Annotated in this window: 16 protein-coding genes and 4 pseudogenes; 17 read left to right on the forward strand and 3 right to left on the reverse strand. The window is 43.0% G+C overall.

Annotated features, from left to right (window positions below):
- The first annotated feature begins 189 nt into the window (after window positions 1-189).
- From A8990_RS13340 to A8990_RS13365, 7 genes and pseudogenes are all read left to right on the forward strand, one after another.
- Window positions 190-1032, forward strand: a complete 843-nt coding sequence (locus tag A8990_RS13340) for a LicD family protein (RefSeq protein WP_220376807.1) — start codon at window positions 190-192, stop codon at window positions 1030-1032.
- A gap of 47 nt (window positions 1033-1079) precedes the next feature.
- Window positions 1080-1469 (forward strand): annotated as a pseudogene (locus tag A8990_RS32730) (FAD synthase family protein); the annotation flags it as partial.
- 12 nt (window positions 1470-1481) lie between these two features.
- A pseudogene (locus tag A8990_RS13345) lies at window positions 1482-2444 on the forward strand (Gfo/Idh/MocA family protein); the annotation flags it as partial.
- Window positions 2445-2465: 21 nt separating this feature from the next.
- The gene (locus A8990_RS13350) at window positions 2466-3932 is read left to right on the forward strand and encodes a glycosyltransferase family protein (RefSeq protein WP_116189540.1); all 1467 of its coding nucleotides are present in this window, start codon (window positions 2466-2468) and stop codon (window positions 3930-3932) included.
- Between the two features lie 23 nt (window positions 3933-3955).
- Window positions 3956-4918: a glycosyltransferase gene (locus A8990_RS13355; RefSeq protein WP_116189541.1), complete on the forward strand. Its 963-nt coding sequence runs from the start codon at window positions 3956-3958 to the stop codon at window positions 4916-4918.
- A 33-nt stretch (window positions 4919-4951) separates the two neighbouring features.
- Window positions 4952-6283, forward strand: a complete 1332-nt coding sequence (locus A8990_RS13360) for a glycosyltransferase family 2 protein (RefSeq protein ID WP_181909567.1) — start codon at window positions 4952-4954, stop codon at window positions 6281-6283.
- Between the two features lie 19 nt (window positions 6284-6302).
- On the forward strand, window positions 6303-7739 hold the full coding sequence (locus A8990_RS13365) for a hypothetical protein (protein ID WP_147306806.1): 1437 nt from the start codon (window positions 6303-6305) through the stop codon (window positions 7737-7739).
- An 8-nt stretch (window positions 7740-7747) separates the two neighbouring features.
- Here A8990_RS13365 and A8990_RS13370 read toward each other — a convergent pair whose 3' ends face one another.
- On the reverse strand, window positions 7748-8449 hold the full coding sequence (locus A8990_RS13370) for an SGNH/GDSL hydrolase family protein (RefSeq protein WP_181909568.1): 702 nt from the start codon (window positions 8447-8449) through the stop codon (window positions 7748-7750).
- Between the two features lie 39 nt (window positions 8450-8488).
- Here A8990_RS13370 and A8990_RS13375 point away from each other — a divergent pair, with 39 nt between their 5' ends.
- The 4 genes and pseudogenes from A8990_RS13375 (at window position 8489) to A8990_RS32735 (ending at window position 11787) form a co-directional block, all read left to right on the forward strand.
- Window positions 8489-9538: a Gfo/Idh/MocA family protein gene (locus A8990_RS13375; protein WP_116189545.1), complete on the forward strand. Its 1050-nt coding sequence runs from the start codon at window positions 8489-8491 to the stop codon at window positions 9536-9538.
- Between the two features lie 30 nt (window positions 9539-9568).
- The gene (locus A8990_RS13380; RefSeq protein ID WP_116189546.1) at window positions 9569-10534 is read left to right on the forward strand and encodes a Gfo/Idh/MocA family protein; all 966 of its coding nucleotides are present in this window, start codon (window positions 9569-9571) and stop codon (window positions 10532-10534) included.
- Between the two features lie 588 nt (window positions 10535-11122).
- Complete coding sequence (locus A8990_RS32125) at window positions 11123-11311, forward strand: hypothetical protein (protein ID WP_245996002.1); 189 nt, start codon at window positions 11123-11125, stop codon at window positions 11309-11311.
- Window positions 11257-11787, forward strand: a pseudogene (locus tag A8990_RS32735) (transposase). Before A8990_RS32125 ends, A8990_RS32735 begins: the two are co-directional and overlap by 55 nt.
- A gap of 52 nt (window positions 11788-11839) precedes the next feature.
- On the opposite strand, the gene A8990_RS13390 reads toward A8990_RS32735, so the two are convergent.
- A complete protein-coding gene (locus A8990_RS13390; protein WP_116189547.1) occupies window positions 11840-12346 on the reverse strand; it encodes an acyltransferase in 507 nt (168 codons plus the stop codon).
- Between the two features lie 107 nt (window positions 12347-12453).
- A pseudogene (locus A8990_RS32740) lies at window positions 12454-13699 on the reverse strand (ISL3 family transposase).
- 316 nt (window positions 13700-14015) lie between these two features.
- Here A8990_RS32740 and A8990_RS13400 point away from each other — a divergent pair.
- From A8990_RS13400 to neuC, 6 genes are read left to right on the forward strand one after another with little or no spacing between them, the layout of a single operon-like run.
- Window positions 14016-15353, forward strand: coding sequence for a UDP-glucose dehydrogenase family protein (locus A8990_RS13400; protein WP_425463904.1), 1338 nt, complete (start codon window positions 14016-14018; stop codon window positions 15351-15353).
- Window positions 15354-15363: 10 nt separating this feature from the next.
- Window positions 15364-16371, forward strand: coding sequence for an NAD-dependent 4,6-dehydratase LegB (locus A8990_RS13405; protein ID WP_116189549.1), 1008 nt, complete (start codon window positions 15364-15366; stop codon window positions 16369-16371).
- 16 nt (window positions 16372-16387) lie between these two features.
- Window positions 16388-17602 (forward strand): LegC family aminotransferase, encoded by a 1215-nt coding sequence (locus A8990_RS13410; RefSeq protein ID WP_116189550.1) that lies wholly within the window; start codon window positions 16388-16390, stop codon window positions 17600-17602.
- On the forward strand, window positions 17577-18254 hold the full coding sequence (locus A8990_RS13415) for a class I SAM-dependent methyltransferase (RefSeq protein ID WP_181909569.1): 678 nt from the start codon (window positions 17577-17579) through the stop codon (window positions 18252-18254). The genes A8990_RS13410 and A8990_RS13415 overlap by 26 nt, the downstream gene beginning before the upstream one ends.
- On the forward strand, window positions 18251-18937 hold the full coding sequence (locus A8990_RS13420; RefSeq protein WP_116189552.1) for a WbqC family protein: 687 nt from the start codon (window positions 18251-18253) through the stop codon (window positions 18935-18937). Before A8990_RS13415 ends, A8990_RS13420 begins: the two co-directional genes overlap by 4 nt.
- 21 nt (window positions 18938-18958) lie before the next feature.
- A complete protein-coding gene (gene neuC / locus A8990_RS13425; protein ID WP_116189553.1) occupies window positions 18959-20131 on the forward strand; it encodes a UDP-N-acetylglucosamine 2-epimerase in 1173 nt (390 codons plus the stop codon).
- The last annotated feature ends 1 nt before the right edge of the window (window position 20132 follow it).

The raw sequence follows: 20132 nt of genomic DNA on the forward strand, positions 1-20132 counted from the left end.
TCAGGCTTTCTTTTGTTGTATTAAGAGGAGAATCAACGCTTTTCTCTAATTAGTGTCATCGGGATGTGGTAGATTAAGTATTGGAAAATATATTCTGAAGACTTCGAGTCTACGAGCATAATAAAATTAAGAGAAAATGTCGATATATGTAGTAAGAGACTTCGAACGGATTGAAAGAGGGGAGTTATCTTGCAGCCTGAATATACAACAATGCCTCCAGAAGATTTACGTCAATTACAGCTTATTCAATTAGAGATGTTGCTAGAGGTTGACCGAATATGTAAAAAGCGTAATATCAAATATTGTATTATTGCTGGAACTACACTTGGCGCTGTACGTCATAAGGGTTACATACCATGGGACGATGATGCGGACGTGGCTATGTTTCGCTCGGAGTATGAACGGTTTTGTAAAGTGTGCGAAGAAGAACTGGACGAGTCTCGCTTCTATCTGCAGACGTACAAGAATACGCCTGGATACCGCTGGGGTTATGGGAAGATTAGAAGAAAAGGAACGGAATTTCTGCGCAAGGGGCAGGAGCATATGCCGTATCCAACCGGGATTTTTATAGATATATTCCCGCTTGATAATGTCCCAGATAACAAGTATGTCCGCCGTATTCATAATTTCGCATGCACGGTCATTCGCAAGATGCTCTGGTCCGCGGTTGGTGCGAAATCAGATCGGCAAGCATTCATGCGCGGCATTTTCAGCATTTTATCGCTTATTCCAAGAGATGTAGTTTTCTGGTTGCATGACATATTGATGCGCTTCTATAACCGCAAGCCGACTCAAATGGTCCGTAAATTAATGTTTCCAACGCCAAACAACGGATATTACGGCTATTACCGAAGATGGTATGAAGAACTGGCTGAGATTGAGTTTGAGGGCCACCTATTTCCTGCGGCCAAAAATTATGATGAGTATCTTTCGTTTAAATTCGGTAATTATATGGAGCTGCCGCCTATTGAACAGCGTCAGGGTCATCCTGCAACGAGATATAAGCTCTTGCCCGAGGCTGAAAGGAAGTAAAGCTTTAAGCTAACTGCATATTGCTTGTCTAGAAAGGAGTGCAACTTTTGAAAAAGGTAATTACATATGGCTCATTCGATTTGTTTCACGAAGGGCACTACAAGCTCTTGAAACGTGCCAAAGAGCTCGGCGATTATCTCATCGTTGGTGTTACGACGGAACAGTACGACGAAAAAAGAGGGAAAATGAATGTCATCAACTCGCTTATGGAGCGGATTGAGAATATTAAGGCAACCGGCTTTGCGGATGAAATCATTATTGAGGATCACGAAGGTCAGAAGGTTGAAGATATTCAGAAGTATGGCATTGATATTTTTACGGTCGGCTCGGATTGGAAAGGGAAGTTTGAGTTCTTAAGGCAATATTGCGATGTTGTTTATCTGGAGCGGACAAAGGGTATTTCCAGCACGATGATCAGACAGCAGAACCATAGCATTATTAGGCTTGGTATTATAGGCAGCGGCAGAATTGCGGCTCGGTTTGCGCCGGAAGTGAAGTACGTGAGCGGTACTAATCTTGAGGGCGTGTACAACCCGCGCCTTGCTAGCGCCAGTAAGTTCGCTGAGCAGTTTGAATTGAAGTTCTATACGGATCAGTTGGAAACGTTCTTCGAAAAAATTGATGCGGTATATATTGCTTCCCCACACAATACGCACCACGAGTATATTAGGCAGTCTCTTCAATCCGGTAAGCATGTTCTGTGCGAGAAACCGATGGTGCTAGCAGTTTCACAGGCAGAAGAGGTGTATCAACTTGCAAAAGATAAAGGTCTGATATTGTTAGAGGGGATTAAAACAGCTTATGCGCCTGGCTTCTTGCAGCTTCTTGCGATTGCGAGAAGCGGAAGAATTGGTCAGATTCGTGACGTAGAGGCATCTTTTACAAAGCTGGTATCGGGTGATATACGAGAGCTGCGTCCAGAGGAGAATGGTGGAAGTGTTACAGAGCTTGCGAGTTATCCGCTTCTGGCCATTATTAAGCTGCTGGGGACGAACTATACCGACATTCGTTTCGAGTCTTTTGAAGATGAGAACGGCGTTGATCTATACACTAAGATACATCTGAAATACAAGAACGCTTTGTCTACCGCCAAAGTAGGGCTTGGAGTGAAGTCGGAAGGCCATCTGCTCATCTCCGGTACGCAGGGCTATATCTATGTGGAAGCGCCTTGGTGGAAGACGCAATATTTCGAGGTTCGCCACGAGGATCCTAGTCAGAACGAGAAGTTCTTTTCCAAATTCGTTGGCGAAGGTCTTCGGTATGAATTAAGCGACTTTATCTCACTAATTAACGGGAATGAGAAAAAAAGCTTTAAACTCACTCCGCGAGAGTCTATTGTAATCGCGGGAATGCTGGAAGCTTTCTTGGCTACCAAGAAAGTATTTATCGAAATAACCGAGTTAATCACTTAAACTCAGCAAGGAGCTGCAATTATGTTTCGTAGCATGAAAACTAGGATATTTGATTTACTAGATACTGTCTCAGATATGGTAGAGGAAATGAGAACGCTTAGTGATCGGCGGGGCGCGATATCCGATTGCTTGGGAGCGATCGAAGCTATTTCTGCACAATTGGAAGAAGAAGAGACAGCGCCTGGGAGAACGGTAGATAAACTAATACATTTACAAGCGATGTTTAAAGATTTATATGCGGAGGGAGCATTTGTTAATGATAAATCAGTCGCGCTGCTTCGGAAACTTGTAAGGGACCTCCAGACGACACTGAGAGTCGAAATTAAACCAAAGCTCAATGTCGTGTTCTTTCCCTATAAAGCATCCATGTGGGATAGTTTGGAGTCCGTTTACGAGGCAGCTGCCAATGACCCGGACTGTGTTGCTCAGGTCGTGCCGATTCCTTATTATCAGTTGTCTCAAGACGGAGCTGTTCCCGCCTATGAAGGTGAGTTATTTCCGGCTCATATACCTGTAACGCATTTTAACGAATATAGTCTGGAAGCTGAGCAACCGGACATTATTTTTGTACATAACATCTATGATCAATACAATACGTTAACTCGAGTCCACGAACATTTTTTCACATCGAATTTGAAGCAATATACGGATATGCTGGTCTATGTACCTTATCATGTTTCCTCGTTTGTTCCTCCCACAGAGAGTGACAGCAGACTTGCCTATGATATCCCAGGCATTAAAAACATTGATAAAGTGATCCTTGTTAATGAGTTTTTAAAGCAAGGGGCCCTTCGTCAAGGTGTTCCTAAGGAAAAGTTGCTCGTGCTTGGTTCACCTAAATTTGACGCATTGGTTAAGGCGATGAACAATGAGATAGACTACCCTATCGAATGGGTAGAAAGAATTCAGGGCAAGAGAGTGTATTTGATAAACACGCCTGTTCTTATGTTTGCCAATAATTTATTTAACCGATTGGAAACACTGATCAATTTTTTGAATATACCAACAGTTGATCCGAACAGCATTGTTATTTGGCGTCCGCATCCGCTCACTCAAGCCTCCATTAAGCAGTATTCACCATTTTTTATGGAATATTATGTTAGGTTAACGAGTTCAATTAGAAACCGGGATCCTCTTTATAGGCACATCATTTTAGATGAGTCGGCTGATTATATTCCTGCATTAAAGGCTGCAGACGTGATCATTTCAAATGTAGGTTCGCTGCTGCGCTCCTTTTTGTTGACGGAAAAGAAGGTCCTCTTCTGGGGGAGCTCTATGCCTGAGGGTTCTTTAATTCCTAATAATGCATTTTATTATGCATTTGATGAACAAGAGCCGTGGTTTGATCTTATTAAGAAGTTCTCGGAAGGTTACGATCCATTAGCTGAGAATCGTAAAGGAATGGCGAAAAAGGCATATGTCAACACGGATGGATCGAGTGGGGCGAAAGTTTATCAGACAATTAAGGAACGCGTATTGAAAAAGTAAGGATTCATGAAAGTGGGAATACAATGAAAAAAATTTCAATCCTTATCCCTGTTTATAATGTGGAGCCATATATACGAAAGTGTCTGGAAAGCGTGGTCAACCAGACATATACAAATCTTGAAATTATCTGTATTGACGACGGTTCAACGGATGCATCAGGTGCTATTTGTGATGAGTATGCCAGTAAGGATTCTAGGTTTACGGTTGTTCATCAGAAGAATAGAGGCAATCCGTCTGCATTGAATGCAGGACTGGATCTTATTTGCGGCGATTATGTAGGCTTTATCGATCCGGACGATTGGGTGGAGTTGGATTTTTATCGAGCGGCATGCGAGGCAATGGAAGTAGAAGGAGCTGATATCGTCTGTACGGGATTGTTTAAGGATACTGACGTTGACTGCATGCCGTTTAGAAACAAAAAGCCGATACCGCAAGGGTTATTAAGCCGGGAGCACATCTTGAATTACACTTTCATTAGAGATGTATATCCTGGATTCGGTGCATATCTGTGCAATAAATTATTTAAAGCAAAATTCTTTACCTCAACTAAAGACTCTGGTTATCATCTTCGCTTAGACGAAGAGATGGTGGTCGGAGGTGATGTGCTTTTATTTACGGAATGTGCACTAAAAGCCGGAAACGCGGTGTATCTGGAACAGCCGTATTATCATTATTATCAGCGAGCCAATTCAGCGTTTCATTCCAAGAACGTCGTCAAACGAATGGGGAGCTTAAAAGCATATGCGGCAGTTTTAGAACGGTTTGACAAGAACAACATAAACCCCAATACCGGCATTTGGGTGAAGCGATTTTATACGTATCATGCGAGTCTAATAAGTGAAATCGCTATTGAAAATAACGATGCGGCTAATTTAGCTCTGTTGCAAGAAGAGATGAAACGTTACTTAACCGAGTATTTGGATACGAATCAGGACCATCCTGATCGAATTGCAAGAATAGAATCATTGCTGAAGTTTCGTCTTTAATGGTGATAGATATAGCCACAGGGGGTAATGAGGATGATCAAGGTTTCAGTTATTATGCCTGTTCATAATGTGGAGCCCTATTTGAGAGATTGTCTAGATAGCGTGGTTAAGCAAACGTTAAAAGATATCGAGATTATATGCGTCAACGATTGCTCAACGGATCAATCGTTGGACATTTTAAAGGAATATGAGGCTCGTGATTCTCGAATTATTGTAATAAACAACGAAGCTAAGCAAGGGGCAGCAAAGTCAAGGAACCTTGGAATGGAGTATGCAAGAGGAGAATACCTGGCGATTATTGACTCAGACGATTTTTGTGACCTTCAAATGTTGGAGATTTCATACAATAGATGTGCGGAATACGACGCGGATTTGGGAACTTATGACTATTACAAGTATAATAATATAACGAAAAGCACGTTTCATTTGTCGTTCCCTTTGTATTTTATGAGGGAATTCGAGGGCAGTTGTTTTAGTTTTGAGCAACTGAACGATCAAGTATTTCAGCTAATCAATTGTGCCCCATGGAACAAATTATATAAAAGAGTCTTTGTAATAGAAAGTGGATTTAAATTTCAGGATATAAAAAACTGTAACGATAACTTTTTTGGATATATGATATTAACTAAGGCCCAAAAAGTTATATACATTGATACGGATAAGCCCTTGTATTATTATCGAGTCAATCTACAAAATCAAATCACAAGTAATGTTCATTGGAATCCTAAATGTGTGCTTGAGGCATTAATAGCCGTTAAGAATTCAATGAAGGAACTCGGCATCTTTGAACGATATAAACGAAGCTTTTACTCGCGTGCGGTTGATAACTTTTATTATATGTTCGAAAAATCCGAGGGGAATTATCGAGAACTTTACCAACTCATTCAAGATGAAGGCTTGAAAGAATTGGACATGATGGATTGCGGTCAAGAAAATTTTATCAGTAAATATGAGTATTACCGGTATTTATATTTAAAAAATGACGAATTTGACGACAGGCTTAAGCCAAATGCATTATTCAAAAACAATGAACTATTTCATTTTTTAATTAGTGCGGGCTATAAGTATGGATTATGGGGATACGGGGCATTCGGCAAATCTTTTTATCATGCTTGCCATGAGCATCATCTTGATTTGAGCTGTATAATTGACGAAGACATTACAAAATTAGGGTTGCAGGTGGATGGCCTCGCAATTCAGTCATTCGAGAGTGCCAGCAAGATAGTAAACGCGGTAATTGTGACGAATAGTCAATTCAGTAAAGACATTTATCGTGTCATTCGTCAATCTGGCAGGGAGATCAAATTAATCGATATAGATAGTTATCTTCGGTTAGGCTTGAAAATAGAAGAATGTATTTTTTGAAAGGATGTCGATTAGTGAAGTGAAGTTTAAACTGCCTGTTGAAGCATTCACGAAGTCTGCCCTCGTAGTCGTTTATGGTACGGGTAAAGTGGCCGAACAATACATGGATCAAATAGAAGAAATTAAATTGGGGGATAAAGTTGCATTTTTTGCAAATACTTATCCATCGGAAGCGAAGGAGTTTAGAGGGAAACCGGTATTAAGCCTGCAGCAACTGCGAGAGCACCCAGAAAAAAAACAATGGATATATGTTGTTGCAGCATACTTGGACTCCCAGCCTATTGTGGATACTTTACGGGAAATTGGAATCGATAACTCCAATATTGTAACGCCAAAGCCTGTTGAGATGGAAAATAACTCTGTGTACTACCCTCTATATCGTGGGGTAGTTAAGCATATTTTTATATACCCTGAGATTACTGAAGATTTCATATTTAATGACATAGAGAGAAGATTGAAATGGTATTTACCGAACAGGTCCAGTTTGGATGTATTTATATCTCATACTTCTGAAAACGAACAACAGTGGCGAAGACAATTAGAGGCATGTGACCTGATACTCGTATGGAAAAAGGATAGATTAGCAGATGAATGTTTAAACGAGTTTAAAGTGAAAATAGCTTGCGTAGATCCGGAGTACTCTGATACACCTGAGGCCATAATTTATTCTTTTCTGTATTTTCGAACGCTCCATAATGTGCAGAGGAAAGAGTATCTCTCTCAATCGATATTGAACTTCGAACGTATGAAAAGTCAATTTAGTAATATAGAGCTGGCTTATGTTTTCGGCACAGGGCCCTCACTTGAGAAAGCATGGGATGTGAAATTAGAGCCATCCATTAAAATTATTTGTAATACTATTGTAAAGAATTCTGACTTAGTAGAAAAGATAGGAGCAGATATTCTCGTATTCTCTGACCCGCTATGGCTAAGTTACACGGGATTTGGAGAAGAATATAGAAAATATGTTATTAATTTTCTAGAAAATAAAAAAAGGTTTTGCATCGTCCCAGAGGTGTATGTGCCGTTATTGCTTACCTATTTCCCGCAAGTGAAAGAACAATTGATTGGCATTCCGGTGATTAGTTCGTCATTTAATATTCCATCAGCTGATTCGTTTGCGGTTAAGCAAACCTATAATGTACTGACAAGACTTGGATTGACGACGGCTTCTGCATTAGCACCACTTGTTTATATTCTGGGATGTGACGGGATTCCACTAACAGAAGGACGTCAATGGGAACACAGTCAATCGACGCCTGATAACGACGTTAAAGATGAGGTTTACCTTGCACATGCTTCTTATTTTCGTTATAACGATCCCCGCGCTTATTATGAACGGCATTATCGGCTCATGGAAGAACTGCTTGAGTTCGGCGAACGCCAGGGAATCACTTATCGATCATTGGCCCCTTCCTATATTCCAGCTTTAGCGAGTCGCCAAATGTCGTCTTAAAAAAGATACTAATACTCATCATGAAATGGAAGTGTCTGCAAGGGCAGCTTAAACTCAGCATCATTCTCAACGAATTGGGTGATTAACGTAGATATTTTTTGAAACACAAGCGCATTACCCATGGGACTTAGATGATACCCGTCTGAGTGCAAATAATTGTTCGGATGATAAGGGTCCACTTCGGAAGCCATGTCCACAAAAAACACCTGGTGGAAATCGACACTTTGCTTCAATATGGAATTATATAAAGCAATAGAATCCAATACACCCGGCGATTTTTGTTCTAGGTAAGCCGCGCATGGTAAGATGCCTATTAGGATTAGCCGGACATGAGGACGCAAATACAAAGCCTTAAGGCATGCACTGAGGCGGGACTCGAACTCATTTGGAGAAGTTTTTGGAGAACCATTATTCTCTTTACGTGGCCAGCAATCAACCAGACCGATCTGCAATATGATGACATTTGGCTCCATGAAATATAATTGATTAGCGAATTCATCATGAATTTGTACCATTGTAAATGCTCTTCCCGCACGATTCGTGACGATAGGATGTGGCTCCGGATATACTTTCGAGAGCCATTCAGACAAGCGGGCACCATATGTATGACGGAAGGAGACGGCAAGAGGCTCGTCATCTGCCGGATTATATTCATGGGCATGTCGCGGTCGTGGCAGTGCTAGAGAATCTCCAAGAATGAGAACGTGCATGTGGAACACTCCTGAGTAATTGATTAGGATCAGTATATCATGATGAATCGAGGTTTGAATATGAAAAAGGTTGCAATAATCGGCTTGGGACCTATGGGGATTCGACATATCCAGGCATGTCGCAACTCGAAAGAGTTGGACTTGGCGGGCGGCGCCGATTTGAATGTGGCAAGAGTAGAAGAATTAATATCCGATGGATTTCTGCCAAGCGGCGGCGGATTTTCCGATTATAAACAAATGATAGTAGAGCTTAAACCGGATATTGTTGTGATCTCCACAAATGCTCCGAGCCATTACGATATATTCCACGAGGTAGTTAATCTGGGAGTCAAAAATATATTGTGTGAGAAGCCGATAGCTACATCAATCGAGCAAGCAATTAATATGATAGAAACAGCTAGCCTATACGATGTCCTTTTACTTGTTAATCATTCTCGCCGTTGGTGTCTCGATTATGTTGAACTGAAGTCTCTGTTGGAGATCGGTGAGATTGGAAAGGTAGAAAGCGTAACATTCTCGATGGGCGGAGGGCAGATGGGTTGCAATGGAATGCACATATTTGATCTAATCTCCTACTTGACAGGAGCAAGAGTAGACAAATTAATAGGATTTCTAAACGATGAAGGAGTAGAAAATCCGAGAGGCAAACATTTTTTTGATCCGGGGGGTTACGCACTAGTTCATCTGGATTGCGGAATTCGCGTATACTTTGAAATGACAGAGGATCTAGGAATCCCTCCCTTGCTGATTATTAATGGTACCTATGGCAGGGTGACAATAGAAGAAACAAAAAAAAGGATGACGGTTGAAAAAAGAGCATCTGAAGATTGCGAATTGCCAGTAACCCGATATGGAACGCCACTGAAACACGTCACAGAGCATTTTTTCGAGCATTTGGATATTGTAGAACTGACACGGGTGGGCTTAGAGAATCTAGCTAAGGGAGAAATTCTGGCGGACCCCTCCGATGCATTGAAGGCACTAGAGGTTGTTATCGCGATTCATGCTTCTCATGAAATGGGAAACAAGATGATAATGCTCCCAATTAATGAAAATCATACAATTGAGAAAGTGTTTTCGTTCACATAATATTTTTTTCGAGATTGGGTGGAATAGGGTATGATGAAGATAGCTATCATTGGTACCGGGGGGATAGCTTCGGCCTATATGCAGGCTTTGCGTTGGGGAAACGCTAACTGCAGATTTAAATTACAGCCTATGGCAGCGGTCAATCGTTCGGAACAGGGAAATGCTAGAGCGGTTGCACTGGGAATAGATAACGTATATTTGGATATTGATGTCATGATCGAGAAAGAGCAGCCGGATGGTTTAATTTGCTCCGTTGGAGCTACAGAGATCGTAGATGTGATGAAGAAGCTAATTCCGTATGGAATTCCTATATTGGTTGAGAAGCCACCTGGTCTAAACATTGGCGAGACAGAACAATTGCTTGCAATGGCACAATCTTATCGGACGAGCGTCATGGTTGGATTCAACCGACGATTCTATAGTGTAGTTGAACAAGCCAAACAGCAGATTGATGTTTCTGGCGGTTTGCTAGGAATGCGGTTAGATGGGTTTGAGCGTTACCGCATGTTGAAAGAACAAGGATACACTGCCGAAGCGCTCGAGAGATTGTTAACGACAAATTCAATACATTGCATAGACCTAATCCGTTTTTACGCAGGTGATATACTGGATGTTCACGCTTTTGAAAATCAATTTAGTAAAGAACCGTTTAATCATCGGTACGCGGCAATGATTAGGACACAGTCGAATGTTGCCGTCACTTTTCAGGCATTTTGGCATGCTCTTGGGAATTGGAGTTATGAGTTATACATACCTGATGGTAGAATTTCTTTTTCAAACTTGGAGAAGGGTGTTTATTCTACTCGCTCTACTCAAGTCGTTGAGTTGACCCCGCAACAAGAAGATATAGAGGCCAAACCAGGCTTTGTAAGAATGTTGGAGTATTTTGCGAATCATGTTGTCCGGCTGAAAACCAGCTACAACGGTAAACACTCATTATTAGATGCAGTTGAAACGATGGATTTGATTCGTCGACTGTCGTTTTCCAAACAATAGCCATTTTATATGGCTCAAAGCCGAAACCAGTGCTTGACGAATTAATCCATGGGTAGAAATGGATAAACATCTGCTGTTCCTGTATTGTTGTAATTCCCAAACCACAACAAAAGGAACAAGCAGACGCAAACCTAGTATATCAACGAACTTCTTAACATACCAGAGTTACATATCAACCAGATTCTATTTGCCAACTGCAATGAACTTAATATGGAGGCCATACCGGTCGAACAACGTTAATGTTGTCCGATCTGTCTGTCCGTTATGCAAGTTATTCGTTAAGGGCACAAATGGGATGCGGATTATCCGCCATCTCCCTGTCTTCGAAAAGAGATCCTATCTCTAAGTACCGGCTATTCGCTTGTATTGTACAGCCTGGTGACACACAGTGCTCGCATGCAACAAGCACCGACGAGTACGGTACAACGTATGCACCACGAAGCCATTCCACAGATGAGTAGCCTCGTTCAAACCAAAGCCTGGGGAGAGGCAAAAGCGGTGACTGAGTTGGTGCTAGGCGTGGATGACTTCGTTATCCAAGAAAGGTCATACCTACAACACTGGCGTTGATAATCTTCGCAGCGAAACATGCTCGATTTGCTGGCGGGACGGAAGCTGGAAGACTTGCGAACCTATGCTGCCGCCCATCCAGACTTCTGTCTCCTGCAGCCCAAAGCGGTTGTGATGGATCTGGCTCAAGCCTATCATACGTGGATCAGCAAATGTTCCCCAAAGCGATCCGGATTGCCGAGCGATTTCATGCGCATGGTTATGTAATCGAGTGCGTACAGGTTCGAAAGACCATTCAACAGCGGTTATCGCCGCGCGTACGAACATTTCTGAAATCCCATCATCGCTTGCTAAATCCGCCTGCAGACGCATTGAATGAGGATTGCCGCAAGCGATTAGAAAATTTGCTGAACTATGGTTCGTTGCTACGCAGCGCATGGGATGGGAAGAAGCCTTCACAACTTGGTATGGCTGTTCTCAACCGTTGCCATTGCCGAAGTCGGTTTTGAACGGTGGTGCATACAAGGTGATCAATCTTTCATTCGGCCGTTCAAAGCCTCGTAAGAACTATGCGGAATTGGCAGCAAGAAGAGATCATCAATTATCATCGTTGCCAATGGATGAACGCCACGATAGAAGGTCGGCACAACCGCATTAAGCATTCCAACTTCTCCATTACTTCATACGATATCGTAACTACTACAAAGACGGCATCCTGGTGGAATGTAATTGGCACCGCATGATGTGATAATCGTCAAGCACTGATTTTGAGGTTGAGCCTATTTTTTATTGGAATTAGTGAAATTTTTTTTTTGCTTTTAGGGTTTCGTAATGTTCAACATTTCTGCTTTTAATGAATTTAGCAGGATGTCCTCCATAAATTGCATACTTAGGTACGTCTGAAACGACAACACTGCCTGCTTGGATGATTGCCCCTTCTCCAATGGTCACTCCGCCCAGAACAATGACTCTAGTACCCAACCAAACATTATCTTCTATAGTAATAGACTTTACAATGTAAGTGTTATCATACGGGATGGCATTTCCATTATCATAATTGTGGACATCCGTAATCATCAAACACTCTTCACCTGAGTGGAAATTATCTCCGATTGAGACCTTCCCTCTGCCTGCAATTTTCATTCCGTTAAAGCTTACATTGTTGCCCAAATAGGTATTGCGAGTAACGATCGATTGATGACCAACGAACAATCCGTTTCCAACTTTCGCTACTTTACGTGAAACTTTCCTAGTCCACCATTTCACACGAATAGCACGCTTTAGACGGTTTATTAATTTCATAATTGTAACTCTCCTTAGAAATGAATGTTTCGTTCTCTGAACAATTTCCTTCAGTATAAATTTAGGGAAAAATTAGGGTTTGAACTAAAAATTGGCGGTTGAATTTTTCAACTCGACAAGTGAAGACGATTGCATTCAATTAAAATGCCAGCTTTATAGCACTCCCGATTACGGGTGAAGTAGTGCCTCCGCTGGTAAGCCTTGATGCGAGTATGCCTTCCTTCAATGGCTACTTTCGTCCAGCGATAACGATGGTAGTTCACGATTTCATCTTGCCAATTGCGCATGGTATTCAAGGTGCTTCTTACAGAAGCATGGTCGATGTTCTCGCCTTGTTACAACCATCGGATAAAACCTAAGCGGGCCATGGAGACATTCGATGAATAGTCATAACACTGAGAAAAGGCTAAGGCTTCCTTCCATTCCCAAATGCTACGTAGGACTGGCGAGAAGGCAAGGAGAGTTTCTAACTGAGCTTTGCTCTTTTTAGTCAGGCTTTCGACAGAGAGATTTAAAAATCGATGAGGACTTTTCAAGATCGTGCTAGCCCTGGGGGAAAGCGTTTGCTGGACAGACTTGCGCACGTCCTGGACACTTTCGATCACATATCCGTGAATATGGAAGCGATCCTCAACGCGGATGGTGTGTGGGAAACATTTACTGATCCATGCGTGATAGGCTTGAACCAAGTCCATCACAACCGCTTTGGGGTTTAGTGCTAGAAAGTCGGGATGCTCAGGCGCATAGGCACGAAGATCTTCGAGTTTACGTCCCGCTAGCAAATCCAGCATGGTTTCCCCGCGAAGATTATGAATAGCAGTATTGTACGTGTACCCCTTTTTGATGGCAAAGTCGTCGACACCCAGTACCAAGCCTGACGCGTCCCGAGCTTCCTGCCATACTGTTCGGCTAAGTGTTTTCTTTTTTCTGGAAGAGCGTTCTGATGCATGCGCTGTACCGTACTGACAGGCGCTTCTTGCATTCTTGCGCTATGTGCTGCCGTGGAGCCAAGGGCTTGTTCTACCGTTTGAGCACGAAAAGCCCAGCTATATTGCTGTTTAGGACCTACAAAGTCATACATCCAAACGAAACTGATTCGGCAACCTCTACAAACCAAGCGAATGGCGGGAACAAGAAGATAGTTTTTTCTTCCAAAGATACTCAAATGCTGAATTTTACGCCGTTTATTCCGACCGTCACGCCTGACATCTTGTTCGGAGTGACAGACGGGCAAGCTTATTAATAAGCTACAGGAGATGCCTCGAGAAGAACTTCCTGTATATCCGTAGTGATGATTTGTTGAAGGTGAAGTTCTGGTAATCCGAGCAATTCGTTGATATACTGGATTTGCATCTGTCATTTCCTTTTCTTGTTGTTGGGTAGGACTTACAACAATAAAGGATTTACAGATGTTTTTCCATTTTAATCCTCGCTCAACACGAACTCAATTTTTTCAACCGCTAATTTTGGTTTTGAGCCAAATTTATTATACTATTAATTATTATTACTAATAAAGAAGTTCTTGATGAGAGTAGGTCTCTATAGTTGGAAAATAACTCTTGGTTTTTTAACTGATAATACAAGCATTTTTCCTAATGAATGTCGGGACATCTTCCGAATAAATAAGAGAGGTTTAAATCGTACTAGCGGAACCGAACTTTATATAAAAATCTCGGGAGTGAAGAACATGAAAATCACCATAATCGGCACAGGTTATGTCGGCTTGGTTTCTGGCGTTTGCTATGCTGAAATCGGAAATCAGGTAACGTGTGTCGATAACGACAAAAAAAAAATTTCCATGCTAAGAGACGGTGAGATCCCGATCTATGAACCAGGTCTGAAGGAATTAATGGACATAAATATGAATGTGGGTAGATTGCACTTTACTACCGAACTACTGGAGGCGGTTCGAACCGCGGATCTTGTAATCGTAGCCGTTGGCACACCTCCATTGTCGACCGGTGAAGCGGATCTTAGCTTTGTTGAATCTGCAGTGCATCAAGTGGCTTTGGCAATGAACGGATATTTGGTTATAGCAATAAAAAGCACCGTTCCGGTAGGGACAAATGTGAGGGTTAAACAATGGATCGCTACTAAAACAAAGCATCCGTTTGACGTTGTTTCCATTCCGGAGTTTATGCGCGAAGGTTCGGCAATTTTCGACACGATGCACCCTGACCGCATTATCATTGGGGCAGATTCTAAGCGGGCTTCGACGCTGTTGTTTGAACTTCATCGGCCATTGAGTGATCAGATCATGTTGACAGATATACACAGTGCAGAAATGATCAAATATGCGTCAAACGCCTTTTTGGCAACTAAAATTTCTTTCATAAATGAAATTGCGAATATTTGCGAGAAAGTAGGCGCCGACGTTGAAGAGGTAGCCCTTGGAATGGGATTAGATCGGCGAATTGGGTCTTCTTTTCTGAAAGCTGGAATCGGCTATGGAGGTTCGTGTTTTCCAAAGGATACGAAAGCTTTGATCCAAATCGCAGGCAACGTCGAGTACGATTTCAAGTTACTGAAGTCGGTTGTTGAGGTTAATCAAATGCAGCGCTGGGGGATTATCGAGAAGCTTAAACAGGCACTGGGAACTTTGAAAGGAAGAAAGATCGCGATATGGGGATTGGCCTTCAAACCTGGAACTGACGATGTGAGGGAAGCGCCTTCTTTGGAAATCGTAGCAAAGCTGCTTGAACTGGGAGCGAAAATTAGGCTTTATGATCCAGTCGCCATGGATAATTTCCTCAGATATCTTGGTCACCCTGATATAATAGGTTTCGAAGACGCACTGGAAGCCGTCACTGGATGCGACGCCGTATGCCTCCTCACGGAGTGGGAGGTAATTTGTGAAATTAATTTGAAACAAGTGGCTGAAGTCATGGCGAGTCCAATCATAATTGATGGACGAAACGTCTTTGATTACGAAAGCGTGAAGAAAGCTGGAATAATCTATTTTCCCATTGGTCGTTCAAAGCCGATGGATAGAATTCAGAGTACATAGGGAGGGTCTTATGAGGAAATATCAAAAAATCCTCGTTACGGGGGCAGACGGATTTATTGGTTCACATCTTGTAGAGTATTTAGTGAGCCTTGGATATGACGTCCGAGCTTTTGTTCAATATAACTCCTTTAATTCGTGGGGATGGTTGGATCAAAGCGGTGAAAATATAAAGAAAAGCATAGAAGTATTTTCCGGCGATATTCGGGATCCATATGGAGTTAAGAAAGCAATGTCTGGATGCGATGCGGTATTGCATCTGGCGGCTTTAATTGCGATTCCCTATTCTTACCATTCTCCGGACACTTATGTAGATACGAACATCAAGGGCACTTTAAACATTTTGCAAGCAGCAAAGGAGTTAAATGTTCAAAAGATCGTACATACATCGACAAGCGAAGTATATGGGACTGCTGAATATGTGCCGATCACGGAAGAGCATTCACTAGTCGGACAATCTCCGTACTCGGCATCCAAGATCGGTGCCGACCAAATGGCGATTGCTTTTCACCGTTCCTTTGGAACTCCAGTGGCTATTATTCGTCCCTTTAATACTTATGGACCTCGTCAATCTGCTCGCGCGGTCATTCCAACGATTATCACGCAAATTGCGGCTGGGAATAACAAGATTCATTTGGGATCTATTCACCCAACCAGGGATTTTACGTATGTTGAGGACACGGTAAGCGGATTTGTTCGAGTGATGGAGTCGGATGCAGCGGTTGGCGAAGTCATTCAAGTTGGAAGTAACTTTGAAATATCCATCGGAAATACCGCGAGGATGATCGCGGAGGTTATGAATGCCGAGATTGTTATAGAATGTGACGATAATAGACTGCGTCCTAAACTTAGCGAAGTGGAAAGATTGTGGTGCGACAACTCTAAGGCCAAGCGTCTATTGGAATGGCAGCCGCGATTCGGAGGAAACGAAGGATTTCGTGAAGGAATTCGCAGGACGGTGATTTGGTTTACTAATTCGGAGAATTTAGGTCAGTACAAGAGCGAAATATATAATATGTGAGAAGGAGCGCGAACCAATGGAAATTCGATGGGCGAATGCAGTCGTCGATGCAATCAAGGAAGTAGTCGGTTATCAGGATCAGGCGATATCGCTGCATGAACCCAGGTTTGATGAAACAGACTTAGCTTTCGTAACGGATTGCGTTCGGTCCGGATGGGTTTCTTCCGTAGGTGCTTATGTCGACCGTTTTGAGAAAATGCTGTCTGAACGTATGGATGGCGCTCACGTCGTGGCAGTCGTAAACGGGACAGCGGCCCTGCATATCTCATTGAAACTTGCGGGCGTAGAACAGAATGACGAGGTGTTGACGCCCGCGTTGACCTTTATCGCTACGGCCAATGCGGTTTCATACTGTGGTGCCATCCCCCATTTAGTGGACAGCGAGTCGGTCAGCTGCGGTATGGATGCACGTAAACTTGCAGACTATCTGCAAGAAATCGCAGTGATTCGCGGAGCGGAATGCTATAATTCCTTGACTGGCCGAAGAATCAAGGCGGCGGTACCGATGCATGTATTCGGCCACCCTGTCGATATGGATATGCTGAATGAGGTGTGTGCACGTTACCACATAACTGTAGTCGAAGACGCAGCGGAGGCGCTTGGATCTTTATATAAAGGTAGGTCGGCCGGAGCTTTGTCAGAAGTGGGAGCATTGAGCTTCAACGGAAACAAGATCATTACAACTGGTGGCGGCGGTGCCATTATCACTCGGAAGCCTGAAGTAGCGAAGATGGCGAAGCACTGGACCACAATGGCACGTATTCCTCATAGATGGGCTTATGAGCATGATGTGATCGGTTATAATTACCGGCTGCCTAACTTAAATGCTGCGCTTGGATGCTCGCAATTAGAGAGACTGGATGGAATGCTTAGTCGTAAAAGGGCACTGGCTTCTCGTTATGCTGACGTATTCCAACATCATCAATTAGATGTGTCTGTTTTGATGGAACCTAACCATGCGGCAAGTAATTATTGGCTCAACTCACTTATTCTCTCCGAGTCAACAGCTCAGTTTCGGGATGAACTTCTAGAAGTGACTAATGATCAAGGAATTATGACACGACCTGTCTGGAGTTTGCTACACCGAATGCCTATGTACAGCGATGTTCCAAGAATGGATTTGACCGTAGCGGAGCGGCTAGAAGCTACGATAATAAATGTGCCGAGTAGTCCCTTTCTCGGATCTAAGGAAATGAGGGATAGCATTGTCAGCGAACACACGCGAAACTAATATCGATATCTGGGAATCGATCTATAAGACGAATCAGAACATACTAGGCTATCCGGATGATGTGCTCATAAGGGTAGGTCATCATACGTTGAAGAACGGAGAATGCCGCGCTGTTCTCGATTACGGATTCGGTACGGGCTCCAATTTAATTCACTTTATTGATCGGGGCTTCGAAGTATCAGGAGTGGAAGTAAGTGAATCTGCGATCCGTTATTTGCAGGCGAGATTAGTGGAGAGAGGCAGTGAGGCAGATCTCCGGTCCGTAAAAGAGGGAAAGCTACCTTTTGAGAATCAACGTTTCGATGCCGTCGTAGCATGGCAGGTGCTTTATTATAACACTTGGCAAACTCTGTCGGATGCAATCCGCGAAATTGAGCGAGTGCTGCGCCCCGGCGGAATTTTTATTGGAACAATGGCTGCGCCAGGCGACTTCTCGCATATTAACAGTGTACCAAAGGGGGACAGCACGTATGAGTCGATAGTCCCCAATCAGTTAGGTGCAACGATACTTATTGTTGAGAAAGAACAATTGGCCCGCTGCTTTCCTGACAGAGAGTTGGATATTGGTTCGTTTGGTTTTGAGTTCGGTACACGGGTTTCTCGCCATTGGATTGTTACTTACCGCAAACCGGAGTATGAGGCACTTCCGTGACTACCGTCTCGATGCATCAGAGTCAATACCTGCCGTGGCCTCCTTATTTTCGTAAAATTGCATTATCCGATATATTTGTGCTAATGGACAATGTCCAGTATCAAAATAATGGAGTACAAAATCGCAACCGCATTCGCCAAAAAAGCAGCGATTTCTGGATAACAATACCAGTTTCTAGGGGGCTTAGCGACACCATCGAAGACAAGCTCCTTTCGGATTCACGTTGGCCTGCTAAGCATTGGAACTCGTTGAAGGGCGCTTATGCCAAAGCTCCATATTGGCATGAATATTCCGAAGAGTTAGAAGCGATATACTTGGGACAAACTTACGATCGGCTTGGAGCGATTAACGACCGGTTGTTTTTCTTTTTTATTGAGAGACTTGGAATTCAAACTAAGATCGTTCGATTATCTGAGCTGCAGATTGAAGGCCGCAAGTCAAATCTCGTGCTTGAAACCTGTCTAAAGCTTAATGCAGATATATATTTAAGCGGGACGGGCAGTCTCAACTACTTGGATGAAGGCTCCTTTACTCAAAACAATGTTTCGGTTCGTTATCTTAGGTCGAATCCGCCAAGCTATACCCAATTTCATGGAACTTTCTTGTCGGGATTGTCTATGATTGATATGATGATGAACGTCTCAAAAGATGAAATTCATTCTTACTTGTATCATACCTCGTAGTTATCGGGCGGTGAAAAAATAATGTCTCAAATCCGTAAAGTGTTGGCGCTTACCGGCATTCGTTCTGAGTATGATCTGCTGTTCCCTCTTCTAAAACGCTTGAATGCAGCAGAGGATTTTGAACTGGGAATCGTTGTTAGTGGTGCGCATTTGACGCCGCTTCATCATTATTCCGTGCATCAGATCGAGCAGGACGGCTTCCATATAGTTGCAAAGATCGAAAGTTTTATCTGGTCTGATTCCGTCAGTGCTAAGGTGAAATCAATCGGTCTAATTATTCAAGGTCTCGCTTCGGTACTTGCAGAGGAAAAGCCCGATCTTATGATTGTGCTTGGTGACCGAGAGGAAGTATTGGCGGGATCGATGGCTGCTACTTACATGGGTGTACCTATCGTACATATTGCCGGAGGCGATCAGACGGATCCGTCGGAAGGCGACGTGGATGAAGAGGTTCGTCACGCTGCTTCCAAGTTAAGCCATGTTCATTTGACGATGCATCCCGCGCATAGCGAGCGCTTGATGAATCTCGGGGAAGAGGCTTGGCGTGTCCATACAGTAGGGAATGGCGGTATAGATCGACTTGCTTCAGAGAACGGTATTTCTTTGGAACAATTGGCGGAACTACTTGGACCAGATGTTAAAGGACAGTACGTAATTTTTATCTATCATCCGTTGAGTTCTGCAATTGATATGGCGTCGAAGGAAGTAGAGATTGCATTGGAAGCGTTAAGTGAACTTAATGTACCGGTCTTTATCGGTGCTCCTAATAGTGATCCGGGTTTCACGAAGGTGCTGGATGTTTTGGATAAATTCGCTAGTAAGCCAGGTTTTCACCTTTATCGCAATCTGCCACGTGCGGCTTTCTTGACTCTCTTGAAGAACGCCTCCTGCATTGTAGGAAATTCCTCACTCGGTATTCTGGAGGCACCTTATTTAGGGTTGCCTGCTGTGAATGTAGGAGAAAGGCAAAGAGGGAGGATTTCCGGACGGAATGTCCAATTTGTAAACGCCTCTTTTAATGAAATCAAGGCAGCTGTTCAGAAAGCGTTATTCGACAAAGGCTTTAGTGAGCAAGCAATCGAGGATCGTTACGTCTATGGGGATGGGCAAATGGCCGATAAGTCGATTGAAATTTTGCGATCGCTCCCTGAGAAAACGAGATTATTGGCCAAAAAGCATATATTCCATGCCTGAA

The sequence above is a fragment of the Paenibacillus taihuensis genome (assembly GCF_003386535.1).
Classification (GTDB): domain Bacteria; phylum Bacillota; class Bacilli; order Paenibacillales; family Paenibacillaceae; genus Paenibacillus_Z; species Paenibacillus_Z taihuensis.

Coding starts and splice junctions, on each gene's coding strand:
- A8990_RS13410 (WP_116189550.1), top strand. CDS start 16,388: ATGGAAATTCGATGGGCGAATGCAGTCGTCGATGCAATCAAGGAAGTA.
- A8990_RS13375 (WP_116189545.1), top strand. CDS start 8,489: ATGATGAATCGAGGTTTGAATATGAAAAAGGTTGCAATAATCGGCTTG.
- A8990_RS13380 (WP_116189546.1), top strand. CDS start 9,569: ATGATGAAGATAGCTATCATTGGTACCGGGGGGATAGCTTCGGCCTAT.
- A8990_RS13405 (WP_116189549.1), top strand. CDS start 15,364: ATGAGGAAATATCAAAAAATCCTCGTTACGGGGGCAGACGGATTTATT.
- A8990_RS13350 (WP_116189540.1), top strand. CDS start 2,466: ATGTTTCGTAGCATGAAAACTAGGATATTTGATTTACTAGATACTGTC.
- A8990_RS32125 (WP_245996002.1), top strand. CDS start 11,123: ATGCTCGATTTGCTGGCGGGACGGAAGCTGGAAGACTTGCGAACCTAT.
- A8990_RS13355 (WP_116189541.1), top strand. CDS start 3,956: ATGAAAAAAATTTCAATCCTTATCCCTGTTTATAATGTGGAGCCATAT.
- neuC (WP_116189553.1), top strand. CDS start 18,959: ATGTCTCAAATCCGTAAAGTGTTGGCGCTTACCGGCATTCGTTCTGAG.
- A8990_RS13390 (WP_116189547.1), bottom strand. CDS start 12,346: ATGAAATTAATAAACCGTCTAAAGCGTGCTATTCGTGTGAAATGGTGG.
- A8990_RS13360 (WP_181909567.1), top strand. CDS start 4,952: ATGATCAAGGTTTCAGTTATTATGCCTGTTCATAATGTGGAGCCCTAT.
- A8990_RS13370 (WP_181909568.1), bottom strand. CDS start 8,449: ATGCACGTTCTCATTCTTGGAGATTCTCTAGCACTGCCACGACCGCGA.